Source organism: Streptomyces wedmorensis, assembly GCF_000716445.1.
In the GTDB taxonomy this organism is placed as follows: Bacteria; Actinomycetota; Actinomycetes; order Streptomycetales; family Streptomycetaceae; genus Streptomyces; species Streptomyces wedmorensis.
The window spans coordinates 39,586-53,210 of the sequence record NZ_JNWK01000022.1 but is presented as its reverse complement, the minus strand read 5'-3'; the positions used below and the strand labels follow the sequence as shown (position 1 = coordinate 53,210).

General features: G+C 71.2%; 6 protein-coding genes. 3 read left to right on the top strand and 3 right to left on the bottom strand.

The window, feature by feature from the left end:
• Window positions 1-32 precede the first annotated feature (32 nt).
• The 3 genes from OO54_RS19025 to OO54_RS19010 all read left to right on the top strand — a co-directional run bounded on the left by OO54_RS19025 (window position 33) and on the right by OO54_RS19010 (window position 5,954).
• Window positions 33-4,211 (top strand): HD domain-containing protein, encoded by a 4,179-nt coding sequence (locus OO54_RS19025; protein WP_033204658.1) that lies wholly within the window; start codon window positions 33-35, stop codon window positions 4,209-4,211.
• Window positions 4,208-5,185, top strand: coding sequence for a wHTH domain-containing protein (locus OO54_RS19020; RefSeq protein ID WP_033204656.1), 978 nt, complete (start codon window positions 4,208-4,210; stop codon window positions 5,183-5,185). Before OO54_RS19025 ends, OO54_RS19020 begins: the two co-directional genes overlap by 4 nt.
• A gap of 316 nt (window positions 5,186-5,501) precedes the next feature.
• Window positions 5,502-5,954, top strand: a complete 453-nt coding sequence (locus OO54_RS19010) for a hypothetical protein (protein ID WP_033204711.1) — start codon at window positions 5,502-5,504, stop codon at window positions 5,952-5,954.
• 141 nt (window positions 5,955-6,095) lie between these two features.
• Here the strand turns inward: OO54_RS19010 and OO54_RS19005 are convergent, their stop codons facing one another.
• The 3 genes from OO54_RS19005 to OO54_RS18995 form a co-directional block, all read right to left on the bottom strand.
• Window positions 6,096-7,556: a glutamate synthase subunit beta gene (locus OO54_RS19005; protein WP_033204652.1), complete on the bottom strand. Its 1,461-nt coding sequence runs from the start codon at window positions 7,554-7,556 to the stop codon at window positions 6,096-6,098.
• Window positions 7,549-12,108, bottom strand: coding sequence for a glutamate synthase large subunit (gltB, locus tag OO54_RS19000; protein WP_033204650.1), 4,560 nt, complete (start codon window positions 12,106-12,108; stop codon window positions 7,549-7,551). Before gltB ends, OO54_RS19005 begins: the two co-directional genes overlap by 8 nt.
• Before the next feature lie 542 nt (window positions 12,109-12,650).
• A complete protein-coding gene (locus tag OO54_RS18995) occupies window positions 12,651-13,379 on the bottom strand; it encodes a VIT1/CCC1 transporter family protein (protein ID WP_033204648.1) in 729 nt (242 codons plus the stop codon).
• Between the last annotated feature and the right edge of the window lie 246 nt (window positions 13,380-13,625).

Below are 13,625 nucleotides of genomic sequence, written 5' to 3'. Positions count from 1 at the left end.
GGCGGGGCCGCACAGGGGAGTCGGGGGTAAGGGTGAGCGCGACGACGGACACGTCGGCGGACACGACCGAGGAGCAGGTCACCGGCAGACGGCGGGCCCTGCTCATCGGAGTGGGCCGGACCGACTTCCTGGAACGCGACGAGGCCCTCTCCCGGCGCTTCCCCCCGCTCGGCTTCGTCGACCGGGACGTCGAACTCGTCGGCACCGCCCTCGCCGCGTCCGGCTACACGGTCGCCGCCCTCCACCCCGGCCACCCCCGCCCCGAGCGGCAGGACACGGGCGTGGGCTCGATCGTCAGCGCCGTCGAGGAGTTCCTCCTCTCCTGCACGGCCGGGGACACGGCGTTCCTGTACGTCTCCGCCCACGGCGTGACCGTCGGCGAACGCGAGTACCTCCTCACCTCCGACGCCCGCCCCCGAGCCGACGGCTCCCTGATCGCGCAGACGATCCTCGAGACCGCGCCCGACGTCCTCCTCGGCGCGATACCCGAGGGCGTCACCGTCGTCGTCTGCCTCGACACGTGCCGCAGCGACCAGCCGTCGTCCGCCACGCAGCCGCGTCTGACGCGCCTCGTGGACTCCTCGTACGAGAACGTGGCCTGGCTGCGCGGCAGCGGCCCCGGGCAACCCGCCTACGCCGACCCCGAGAAGGGCAGCTTCTTCGGCATCGCCCTGTCGGAGGCCCTCTCCCCGCAGAGCCCGCCCCGGACGTTCGAGAAGGTCCACGCGTTCGTACGCGCCCGGGTCCACCGGCTCACCTCCCTCCTCACGGAACCCCCGCCGACCGTCGAGTTCCAGTGCGCGGAGGAGCTCGCCGCCCGGCTGGTCCTCTGCGAGGGCTCCGAGGAGACCGAACTCTGGACCGAGGCGGTCGACGCCTCCGTCCTCTGGCGGCACACCTCGCAGCCCGCCGTCCACGAACGGGTCAAGGACCGGCTGGCCGACCTGGCCCGCGAAGTGGCCAAGAGCCGTCTCGGCACGGACTCGGCCCTCGCCACCCCCTGGAGCGATCCCGGCTACCCGATCCGCGTCGTGGAGCGCCTCGGCCACCTCGTCGAATCCGCCGCACTCACCGGTCGCGAACTCCTCTCCCCCGCCGAGACCGCGGCCCTGCTCGCCGCTCCCCTCCTCCACGAGGGCGTCGTCGCCGTCGCCCTGAGCGAACTGGCGGCGCTGCGTCCGGACCGGATCGACCGCAGCGAGGACGGCCGCGGCCGTACCGTGACCACCTCCCACGACCGCCTGGTGTGCGACGCCGCACGCGACGTCTCACGCGCCCACTCCCAGGTCGGCCAGACGGCCGAGACCCTCCGCCGGCGCCACCTCCCCGCACCGGCCACCGCCGCCGACCACTGGCTCCGGCACCGCTTCATCGCCGACTGGGACCTCCTGTGGGACGGCACGGGCGACTACGCGGCGATCGACCACCTCATCGACCGCGTGGTCACGGCCGTCGCCGCCGGTGGTCCCGGCGAACCCTCCCCGCAGAACCGCGTCCTGATCGACCGCCAGATCCGCCAGGTCCTCGCCCACGTCACCGTCGCCCCGGGCAGCAGCCCCCGCATCAACCACACCGGCGAGCCCCGCTGGAGCGAACACCCGGCCGTGTCCGGCAACACCTGGCGCGCCCGCGACCTCGCCTACCTCGTCTGGCTCGCCTCCCTCCTCGCCGCCGACCCCCGCCGCATGTCCAGCGCCCTCGTCGACCACCTCGGCTCCGCCCACCGCCGCCTGGTGCCCTCCGAAGTCGTCGCGGCCCTCGCCGAGTACCGTCTCCACCCCCTCGCCGAACCCCCGACGAACGGCACCGACGGCGCCTACGACCTCGCCGTCAACTTCCACTGTCCCCACCCCGCGCTCCACGCGGCCCTGGAAGAACTCGCCGCGATCGCCGACGCCTCGGTCCGCGCCCTCCACAAGAGCTGGAAGGAGGCCCGCACCACCGCCCCCGACCTGCTGCGCGGCATCCCCCGCAAGGTCACCACCGAGTTCCTGGAGCCCCTGGAGCAGCAGTACACCAAGCCCCTGGAGCGCTTCCGCCTCGCCGAGGACGAGATCCGCCCCCTCCTCATGGGCACCCAGCTCTACGGCGACAAGATGCTCGCCGTCCGCGAGCTCTACCAGAACGCCCTCGACGCCTGCCGCCACCGCCAGCTCCGCGCTGCCTACGGCGAAAAGCTCGGCAAGTGCGGGGCCACCGACCGCGAACCGGACATCACCTTCGTCCAGGGCTACGACGACGAGGACCGCCCCTACATCGAGTGCCGCGACACCGGCACCGGCATGAGCCGCAAGAAGCTCACCTCCATGTTCGCCCGCGCCGGCAAGCGCTACGAACAGGACCCCGACTTCGTCCAGGAGCGCCGCAACTGGCGCCGCGCCGGCATCGAACCCGTTCCCTTCAACAGCCGCTTCGGCATCGGCGTCTTCAGCTACTTCATGCTCGCCGAGGAAGTCGTCGTCACCACCGCCGCCGTCGACCCCCACGGCAACCCCTCCCGCACCGAAGCCCCCCTCCAGGCCACCATCCAGTCCGGCTCCGGCCTCCTCGAGATCCGCGACACCACCACCGCCCCCACCACCGGCGGCACCACCGTCCGCCTCTACCTCAACGCCGACGGCGAGACCCCACCGTCCCTGGTGGAGACCCTGCGGAACCTGTTGTGGGTGAGCGACCACGCTGTGACGGCGGTGGAGCTGGACCGGGAGGGCGGGACGATCCGGTCGGAGGAATGGACACCGGGCCGGCTCCAGGCCTCGGAGCACTGGACCACCGCGCCCGCCCGAGCCGGGGACGACGCGTGGATCGTCCAGGGCCGAGGCCAGCTGCTGCTCGACGGCGTCGTGGTCAAGAACGCGCCCGACGTGCACGGCTACGTCTTCAACCTGCGCGAGCGGGACCAGCCCGTACCCACCGTCGACCGCAACGGTCTGCTGCGCTACGACGAGGAGGGGGTGACGCGCCGGGTCCTGGCCGGCGTGCCCGAGGCGGTCGCCGCGTTCGAGGAGGTGTCGCTGCGGTGGCTGTGGAAACTCGCCGGCCAGGAGCCCAGGCTGGCGGTGAGAATCTTCGACTCGCTGGACGACGACTCTGTGGGAGTCCTGCACCCGACGCACGAGGAACGCAGCCTGGCCGCCTCGTCCTTCCCCCTGCGCAAGGTGGGATGCCACCCGCCCGACCAGGCATCGTTGAGCCAGCACCAACTCATTCGCCCTTTCGGGCAGGAGCGGTTGCACGAAGGCGCCTTGCACCATCGGTGGCGCACCACCTTGCTGGGCGTCCTCGGTGGCACGCGGGAGGCGTTCGCGCCTCGCGGGTACCCCGATCCCGTCGGACTCGACATGTTGATCTTCGGGCGTGGCGCGCCCAACGGGTCCTGGGCGGGGCCACTGCGCGTGGCCGCGCTCGCCGGTGAATCCCTCACGGCGGCCGTGCGCGCCCAACGACGCTTCGCCATCGCCGGATTGAAGGTGCCCGAGATCGCGGACATCGGTGCGCTCCGGGAGATGTTCCCGACCGTGGTCGCAGCCGACCTCTGCGCCGCGTACGGACCGGTGGACGGCGGACCCGAAGCGGGAAAACCGGATCCGGCCGTCACCGCGATTCTTCCGATCATGGCCACCCACGACGTGCCCCTGTCCGAGGCTCTCGCCACGGTCCGGGACCTCGCGAGCCGCCTGCCGCTACCGCGCTGGAACGACATCCCCCAGGTCGAGGAAGACGTCCTCCCCGAGTCGGACAGGATCGCGGCCTTCTTCACGGAGGTGGGGGCGGCCCACTGGCAGAAGGGGATCGCCCACCCCGTCGACCTCCTCGTGGACGCCCCCTCCGTCGAGCAGCGCAGGCACCTCGTCGACCGGATCGAGAGCTTGAAGCCGTTCGGCTTCTTCCTGGGTACGGGGTGTTCGCCCGCGACTCTCGCCCATCGCGCCCTGAACGGCGACGAGCGCCGTCTCCTGTCGCGGGGGGTGGACGGCGAATCACCGTGGCTCGAAGGCGACCTGACCATGCTCGACGTCCTGGAACGCTCCCGAGCCATGAGCATCCCGATCGGCCGCGTGGTGGAGCAGGTCAACGCCCTCACGCCCGCGACGGGTATATCGGCACCACCGGTCCCCGGCACGGTCACCGACTGGACGGTCCCCCATGGGTCGCCGCCCTCGTTCCGTGGCCGGACGAGGAGTCCGGCCCCTTCGGCCCTTGGCGTGTGACCGCCGCGCTGCGGCACGCCGCTCCGTCCGACTTCGCGTCGACGCGTCAGGACCTGCGCCATCTGGATGCCTGCGGACTCCTGGCACCGGGTTGCCTGTCGCTCGTCGAAGCCCACAGCGAGCGGATCACCGAGGACTCCGCCGTCGACGATCTGCTGGAGATCGTGCACCCGTTCTCGAAGTACGGCCACGGGCGGTGGGATCTCGACAGCCGCGGTCTCGGCGTCGAACCGCTGATCCACCTCGCGTCCGGGAGCAGGTCCACACTGGGCTCCGAGGCGGAGCGCCTGGCGACCCTCGGCCTACCCTTCCCCCTGGCGGTCGCCGACCTCCCGGACTCCCTCCGCTCGCTCACCCCGGGTACCGGGTTCCGGTTCCTCTTCGAGATGGGCAGGGGCCGCAGCATGGCGTTCCGGAGCGCCCTCACCCTCGGGCAGCTCCTCGCCCACGCCGTCTACGAACCGGACGGCCTCGGCGAGACCGTCCGCACCGCACAGGCCTTCCTCCCCGTCGGCGGCCCCACCCTCCCCGGCCCCTTCACCGGCCCCGACGCCGAAGCCCTGGAGCACTTCACGCCCGACGACTTCGACCTGGCCGCGTTCGACCCGGGTCTCCTCGGCCCCGGCCTCCTCGGCCCCCTCGAACTCGTCCTCGTCGCCGGCCGCTTCGGCTGGACGCTCGGGAAGGCGTACGACCGCTACGCGCCCTTCCGTTGCCTCGGGCTCGACGTGACGGTCGAGGCGCCCACCGGGGACGAGCGCGAGATCGTGCCCGACTGGCGGGACGTCATCGTGCTGACGGCGCGGCTGACGGGGCGGGCGCCGGCGGTCGAGGGGGCCGTGGAGCCCGATCACGTACTGCTCTGCTCGGAGGAGACGGACCTGTCCGAGGAGGAGGTCATGGACCGGTTCCGCCGGTACGAACGACTTTTCAAGCTCATACTTCCCACCACCGTTGGAGGCCCGCGCCCATGAGTTCGACCGTTCCCTACCGCGTCACGGACCGGCCGTTGACCTCGCCCGTCACCACGTTCCTGTGGGAGTCGAGGGGAGGGGGCCGGGTGGAGGCGTCGGGTGAGTGCCCGGAGTGCCGGTGTGTGACGGTGCGGGTGTGGGAGGACGTGCAGTACGTGACGAAGGGGCCGGGGTCGTCGCGGGGGCCGTCGGGGGACGGCGGGGTGCCGAGGTACGCGCGGTGTGCGTGTACGACGTGGCATGTGGACCGGCCGGCGGGGGTCGAGCAGGGGTGCGGGGCGTCGTTCTGGATCGCACCGCCTCGGGGGGCCGCGCGGTGAGCGAGTTCACGCCCGCGGAGTTGCGGGAGGCCGATGAGCGCGTCCTGGCGATGGCGAAGCCGGAGGAGCAGTTGAGGGCGGCGCTCGCGCAGGCGGAGGGGTACCGGAACTTCCTGACGACGCTGACGGGGCTGCTGACGGTCGTCTTCGTGCTGAAGGGGCAGGAGAACCTGAGCAAGATGACCACCGGGCCGCGGTGGTGGGTGATCGGGCTGCTCGCCGGGGCGTTCCTGGTGCTCGTGCTGGCGTCGTGGCTGATGGTGTCGGCGGTGCACGAGCGACCGGGCCGGAAGCTGCGGTCGGGGGCGGAGGATCTGCTGCGGTACGAGAAGCGGCGGGCCGGGGCCGTGCGCCGGATGACGGGGTGGGCGCGGTGGATGGGCCTGGTCGGGGTGCTTGCGGTGTCGGCGGCCTCGCTGATCACGTGGATCTGGCCAGGGAAGAGCTAGGGAGGGCCCGCGGGGGTGCGCGCCCGGTGCCGGAACGCGCATCGGCGCCCTCCCAGTCGTCCGGTCGGGGACATTCGGGGGGCGCCGCGCTCAGTTCCGTACGTCGTTGTACGGGACGTGTTGGGGGGTGATCCGGTCGGATCAGACCATCAGGGAACGGTCCGTCGGGCGGATCGGGGCCGGCAGGGAGCTGGCTCCGGTCAGGTAGCGGTCCACGCCACGGGCGGCGGAGCGGCCCTCGGCGATGGCCCAGACGATGAGGGACTGGCCACGGCCGGCGTCGCCGGCGACGAAGACGCCATCGACGTTGGTGGCGAAGTCCGCGTCACGTGCGATGTTACCCCGCTCGTCGAGGTCCAGACCAAACTGGGAGACGAGGCCGTTCTCCACGTCCGTGCCGGTGAAGCCCATCGCGAGCGTGACCAGCTGGGCGGGGATCCTGCGCTCCGTGCCCGGCTTCTGGGTCAGCTTGCCGTCGACGAACTCGACCTCGATGAGGTGGAGGAACTGGACGTTGCCGTCCTCGTCGCCCTCGAAGTGGGTGGTGGAGACGGAGTAGACCCGCTCGCCGCCCTCCTCGTGCGCGGAGGTGACCTTGTAGAGCATGGGGAAGGTCGGCCAGGGCTGGCCGGCGTTCCGCTCCTCGCCCGGCTTGGGCATGATCTCCAGCTGCGTGACCGAGGCCGCGCCCTGGCGGTGTGCCGTGCCGACGCAGTCGGCGCCGGTGTCGCCGCCGCCGATGACGACGACGTGCTTGCCCTCGGCGGTGATCGGCGGGGCCACGAAGTCGCCTTCGACGACCTTGTTGGCGAGCGGCAGGTACTCCATCGCCTGGTGGATGCCGCCCAGCTCGCGGCCCGGGACGGGCAGGTCGCGGGCGGTGGTGGCGCCGGCGGCGATGACGACCGCGTCGTACCGGTTGCGGAGCGCCGTGGCCGGCATGTCGCGGCCGATCTCGACGCCGGTGCGGAACTTGGTGCCCTCCGCGCGCATCTGCTCGATGCGGCGGTTGATGTGCCGCTTCTCCATCTTGAACTCGGGGATGCCGTACCGGAGGAGGCCTCCGATGCGGTCCGCGCGCTCGTAGACGGCGACGGTGTGGCCGGCCCGGGTCAGCTGCTGGGCGGCGGCGAGACCGGCCGGGCCGGAGCCGATGACGGCGACGGTCTTGCCGGAGAGGCGGTCGGGCGCCTGCGGCTTGACGTCGTTGGCGTCCCAGGCCTTGTCGATGATGGAGACTTCGACGTTCTTGATGGTGACGGCCGGCTGGTTGATGCCGAGCACGCACGCCGACTCGCACGGAGCCGGGCACAGGCGGCCGGTGAACTCCGGGAAGTTGTTGGTGGCGTGCAGGCGCTCCTGCGCCGCCGACCAGTCCTCGCGGTAGGCGAAGTCGTTCCACTCGGGGATGAGGTTCCCGAGGGGACAGCCGTTGTGGCAGAACGGGATGCCGCAGTCCATGCAGCGGCCGGCCTGCTTGCTGATGATCGGCAGCAGGGAGCCGGGGACGTAGACCTCGTTCCAGTCCCTGACGCGCTCGCCCACCGGACGGGTCTCGGCGACTTCGCGCCCGGTGGTCAGGAAGCCCTTGGGGTCAGCCATTGGTCGCCGCCTCCATCATCTTCTCGGTGGTCTCGGTCTCGGAGAGACCGGCGAGCTCAGCGGCGTCCTTGGCGGCGAGCACTGCCTTGTACGTGGTGGGGATGATCTTGCTGAACCGGGCCGCCGCGGCGTCCCAGTCGGCGAGGAGCTTCTCGGCGACCGTGGAGCCGGTCTCCTCGAAGTGGCGGCGCACGACGTCGTGCAGCCAGGTCTTGTCGGTGTCCGACAGGGCCTCGATCGCCTCCAGGTTGCCGGAGTTGACGTTGTCCCGGTCGAGGTCGACGACGTAGGCGACACCGCCCGACATGCCGGCCGCGAAGTTGCGGCCGGTCTCGCCGAGGACGACGGCCTGGCCGCCGGTCATGTACTCGCAGCCGTGGTCGCCCACGCCCTCCGAGACGACGAGGGCGCCGGAGTTGCGGACGCAGAAGCGCTCGCCGGTGCGGCCGCGGAGGAAGAGCTCGCCGCCGGTCGCGCCGTATCCGATGGTGTTGCCCGCGATGGTCGAGTACTCGGCCAGGTGGTCGGCGCCGCGGTCCGGGCGGACGATCACGCGGCCGCCGGAGAGGCCCTTGCCGACGTAGTCGTTGGCGTCGCCCTCCAGGCGGAGGGTGACACCGCTCGGCAGGAAGGCGCCGAAGGACTGGCCGGCGGAGCCGGTGAAGGTGATGTCGATGGTGTCGGCCGGGAGGCCGGCGCCACCGAACTTCTTCGTGACCTGGTGGCCGAGCATGGTGCCGACCGTGCGGTTGATGTTGCGGATCGCGACCTGGGCGCGGACCGGCTGGGCCTCTTCGGCGGTGGCCGCGTTCAGGGCCTCGGCGGCGAGCTGGATCAGCTCGTTGTCGAGGGCCTTCTCCAGGCCGTGGTCCTGCTCGATCAGGGCGTGGCGGACCGCGCCCTCGGGCAGCTCCGGCACGTAGAAGAGCGGCTCCAGGTCGAGCCCCTGCGCCTTCCAGTGGGTGACGGCGCGGCTGGTGTCGAGCAGCTCGGCGTGGCCGACGGCCTCTTCGATCGTGCGGAAGCCCAGCTCGGCGAGGAGCTCGCGGACCTCCTCGGCGATGAACTCGAAGAAGTTGACGACGTACTCGGCCTTGCCGGAGAACCGGTCGCGGAGCGCCGGGTTCTGGGTGGCGATGCCGACCGGGCAGGTGTCCAGGTGGCAGACGCGCATCATGACGCAGCCGGAGACGACGAGCGGCGCGGTCGCGAAACCGAACTCCTCGGCGCCGAGGAGCGCGGCGATGATCACGTCGCGGCCGGTCTTGAGCTGGCCGTCGGTCTGGACGACGATCCGGTCGCGCAGGCCGTTGAGCAGCAGCGTCTGCTGGGTCTCGGCGAGGCCGAGCTCCCAGGGGCCGCCCGCGTGCTTGAGCGAGGTCAGCGGGGAGGCGCCCGTTCCGCCGTCGTGGCCGGAGATGAGGACGACGTCCGCGTGGGCCTTGGAGACACCGGCGGCGACCGTGCCGACGCCGACCTCGGACACCAGCTTCACGTGGATGCGGGCGACCGGGTTGGCGTTCTTGAGGTCGTGGATCAGCTGAGCCAGGTCCTCGATGGAGTAGATGTCGTGGTGCGGCGGCGGCGAGATGAGGCCGACGCCGGGCGTCGAGTGACGCGTCTTGGCGACCCACGGGTAGACCTTGTGGCCGGGCAGCTGGCCGCCCTCGCCGGGCTTGGCTCCCTGGGCCATCTTGATCTGGATGTCGTCGGCGTTGACCAGGTACTCGCTGGTGACGCCGAAGCGGCCGGAGGCGACCTGCTTGATCGCGGAGCGGCGCGCCGGGTCGTACAGGCGGTCCGGGTCCTCGCCGCCCTCACCGGTGTTGGACTTGGCGCCCAGCTGGTTCATGGCGATGGCGAGGGTCTCGTGCGCCTCGCGGGAGATGGAGCCGTACGACATGGCGCCGGTGGAGAAGCGCTTGACGATCTCGGAGGCCGGCTCGACCTCGTCGAGGGGGATGGAGGGGCGGTCCGAGGTGAAGCCGAAGAGGCCGCGGAGCGTCATGAGGCGCTCGGACTGCTCGTTCACCCGCTCCGTGTACTTCTTGAAGATGTCGTACCGCTTGGTGCGCGTGGCGTGCTGGAGGCGGAAGACCGTCTCCGGGTCGAACAGGTGCGGCTCGCCCTCGCGGCGCCACTGGTACTCGCCGCCGATCTCCAGTGCGCGGTGCGCGGAGGGGACGCCGGAGACGGGGTACGCCTTGGCGTGGCGGGCGGCGACCTCCTTGGCGACGACGTCGAGACCGGCGCCGCCGATCTTGGTGGCCGTGCCGTTGAAGTACGTGGCGACGAAGGTCGCGTCGAGGCCGACGGCCTCGAAGACCTGGGCGCCGCGGTAGGAGGCGACGGTGGAGATGCCCATCTTGGACATGACCTTGAGGACGCCCTTGCCGAGCGCGTAGATCAGGTTCCGGATGGCCTGCTCGGGCTCCAGGCCCTCGATGAAGGTGCCGGCGCGGACCAGGTCCTCGACGGACTCCATGGCGAGGTACGGGTTGACCGCCGCGGCGCCGTAGCCGATGAGCAGGGCGACGTGGTGGACCTCGCGGACATCGCCGGCCTCGACGAGCAGACCCACCTTGGTGCGCTGCTTGGTGCGGATGAGGTGGTGGTGGACGGCCGCGGTGAGCAGCAGCGAGGGGATCGGCGCGTGCTCGGCGTCGGAGTGCCGGTCGGAGAGCACGATCAGGCGGGCGCCGCCCTCGATGGCGGTGTCGGCCTCGGCGCAGATGGCCTCGATGCGGGCGGCGAGGGCGTCGCCGCCGCCGGAGACCCGGTAGAGGCCGGAGAGGGTCGCGGCCTTCATGCCGGGCATGTCGCCGTCGGCGTTGATGTGGATGAGCTTGGCCAGCTCGTCGTTGTCGATCACCGGGAAGGGCAGGGTGACGCTGCGGCACGACGAGGCGGTGGGCTCGAGCAGGTTGCTGCCGGGGCCGAGGGAGGAGTGGAGGCTCGTCACCAGCTCTTCACGGATGGCGTCCAGCGGCGGGTTCGTGACCTGCGCGAACAGCTGCGTGAAGTAGTCGAAGAGCAGCCGCGGGCGGGCGGACAGGGCCGCGATCGGCGAGTCCGTGCCCATGGAGCCGAGCGGCTCGCCGGCGGTGCGGGCCATCGGCGCGAGGATGACGCGGAGCTCTTCCTCGGTGTAGCCGAAGGTCTGCTGGCGGCGGGTGACCGAGGCGTGGGTGTGCACGATGTGCTCGCGCTCGGGGAGGTCGGAGAGCTCGATCTCGCCGGTCTCCAGCCACTCCGCGTAGGGGTGCTCGGCGGCGAGGGCGGCCTTGATCTCGTCGTCCTCGACGATGCGGTGCTCGGCGGTGTCGACGAGGAACATCTTGCCGGGCTGGAGGCGGCCCTTGCGGACGACCTTGGCGGGGTCGATGTCGAGGACGCCGACCTCGGAGGAGAGGACGACGAGGCCCTCGTCGGTGACCCAGTAGCGGCCGGGGCGCAGGCCGTTGCGGTCGAGGACCGCGCCGACCTGGACGCCGTCGGTGAAGGTGACGCAGGCCGGGCCGTCCCAGGGCTCCATCAGCGTGGAGTGGTACTGGTAGAAGGCGCGGCGGTCCGGGTCCATGGTCTCGTGGTTCTCCCACGCCTCCGGGACCATCATCAGGACGGCGTGCGGCAGCGAGCGGCCGCCGAGGTGGAGCAGCTCCAGGACCTCGTCGAAGGAGGCCGAGTCGGAGGCGTCCGGGGTGCAGATCGGGAAGATCCGCTCCAGCGAGCCCTCGCCGAAGGCGGTGGACTCGAGCTGGGCCTCACGGGCGGTCATCCAGTTCCGGTTGCCCTTGACGGTGTTGATCTCACCGTTGTGGGCGACGAAGCGGTACGGGTGGGCCAGCGGCCAGCTCGGGAAGGTGTTGGTGGAGAACCGGGAGTGGACCAGGGCCACGGCGGTGGCGCAGCGGCGGTCCGACAGGTCCGGGAAGAAGGGCTCCAGCTGGCCGGTGGTCAGCATGCCCTTGTAGACGATGGTGCGGGCGGAGAGCGACGGGAAGTAGGTCGCGGCCTCGCGCTCGGCGCGCTTGCGCAGGACGAACGCCTTGCGGTCCAGCGCGATGCCCGTGTTCTCGCCGGCGGCGACGAAGAGCTGGCGGAAGACCGGCATGGTGGCGCGGGCGGAGGCGCCGAGCAGCTCGGGGGCGACGGGGACCTCGCGCCAGCCGAGGACGGTCAGGCCCTCTTCGGCGGCGATCGTCTCGATCTTGGCGACGGTCTCGTCGGTGCCGTCCTCGGGGAGGAAGGCGATGCCGACGGCGTACGCGCCGGCCTCGGGGAGCTCGAATCCGGCGACCTCGCGGAGGAAGGCGTCCGGGACCTGGAACAGGATGCCGGCGCCGTCACCGGAGTCGGGCTCGGAGCCGGTGGCGCCGCGGTGCTCGAGGTTGCGCAGTACGGTCAGCGCCTGCTCGACCAGCGCGTGGCTGGCTACACCGGTGAGGGTGGCCACGAACCCGACACCACAGGCGTCGTGTTCGTTACGGGGGTCGTACATCCCCTGCTGAGCGGGGCGACCGTCCATGGGCGACCAGGCGTCGGAACGCATCGGCTCTCCCGTCGTCGTCGTGGCATATGCAGATGCCGAGGGACGACGTTGGCCCTCCGCGAAATTTCGTGCAGGTTACATGATGGCTGGCTTCTCGCGAAGTGGATAGCTCATTCCAGCATGCGGACACCGCCGATACGGAGCGGTGGTGTGGGTTCACCTTGTGAGGTGCGAGGACAGAGGCTGCCCCGCGGGGACGGATCGAAGGAGTCGGAGGATCTCCGGGGCTCCGGCGGTCCGTCACTGGGCGGGCATCGTCGCCCGCTCGAAGGGGGCCTCATTGCCCCACGACGCTCATGCCTCATTCCCGTTGGTCACGGGTTCGAAACCGCCGAGTAACCGGCTATATATGTGGCGCCCCGCATAGTGTCTCATCGCTGCGGCGGATCGGACCAGGGAGATACGTCACAGCCGATTCACCCCGTACGTCCGGAAAAGTCGCCCCGAAAAGACCGAAAGGCCCCTTCAGGGGCCTCTCGGTCTTCCGTACGGGTACGAAATCCGCGCCGCCGCGGAATCCGCACCGGCGCGGGCGCACGGCGCTACAAGGCCGCCCCGAAGAGCATGCCGAGCCCGTACGTGACGGCCGCGGCGGCGCCGCCCAGGAGGAGCTGGCGCATCCCGCTGAAGAACCAGCCGCGGGCGGTCACCCGCGCCACCAGGGCACCGCAGGCGAAGAGGCCGAGGAGCGCGAGCAGCACGGCCGGCCAGAGCGCGGTGGCGCCGAGCAGGTACGGCAGCACGGGAAGCAACGCGCCGAGCGCGAAGGAACCGAAGGACGAGACCGCGGCGACCATCGGCGACGGCAGGTCGTCCGGGTCGATGCCGAGCTCCTCGCGGGCGTGGATCTCCAGCGCCTGCTCGGGGTCCCTCGACAGCTGCATCGCGACCTCGCGGGCGAGCGCCGGCTCGACGCCGCGCGACACGTAGAGCGCGGCGAGCTCCTCCATCTCGTCGATCGGATGCTTGCGCAACTGCCGACGCTCGACGTCCAGTTCCGCCTGGACGAGTTCGCGCTGCGAGGCGACGGAGGTGTACTCGCCGGCGGCCATCGAGAAGGCGCCGGCCGCGAGGCCGGCGAGGCCGGTGATGACGAGGGTCTGCGAGGAGACCGAACCGCCCGCGACACCGGTCATCAGGGCGAGGTTGGAGACGAGTCCGTCCATCGCGCCGAACACCGCCGGCCGCAGCCAACCGCCGTTCACGTCACGGTGGGTGTGGTTGTCGCGGTGGGCCTCGTGCAGTGGCGCCTGAGCTTCGATGATGGACATGACTCTCCCCTCGTTCCGGCGGGCCGGGATGCACCCGCCGCCCCCAACACCCTCGAAAATACGCCCGATGTAAGGGGTCCGCCAGCAAGGCAGGCCGTACTTACTAAGGCCTCCCTCACCTGACGGACCGGATTCTGGCGAGGTGTCAGCCGGGTGACAGAGACGTTTCTTCGGCGAGTTCGCGGCCCGCGGTGGCACAGATGCAGGCATCGGGGCGCCGACCGCGCGCCCCACCCGAGGAAGGGG

Bases quoted from the DNA above. Each gene is read 5' to 3' on its own strand.
- OO54_RS18995 (WP_033204648.1), bottom strand. From the start codon at position 13,379: ATGTCCATCATCGAAGCTCAGGCGCCACTGCACGAGGCCCACCGCGAC.
- OO54_RS19005 (WP_033204652.1), bottom strand. From the start codon at position 7,556: ATGGCTGACCCCAAGGGCTTCCTGACCACCGGGCGCGAAGTCGCCGAG.
- gltB (WP_033204650.1), bottom strand. From the start codon at position 12,108: ATGCGTTCCGACGCCTGGTCGCCCATGGACGGTCGCCCCGCTCAGCAG.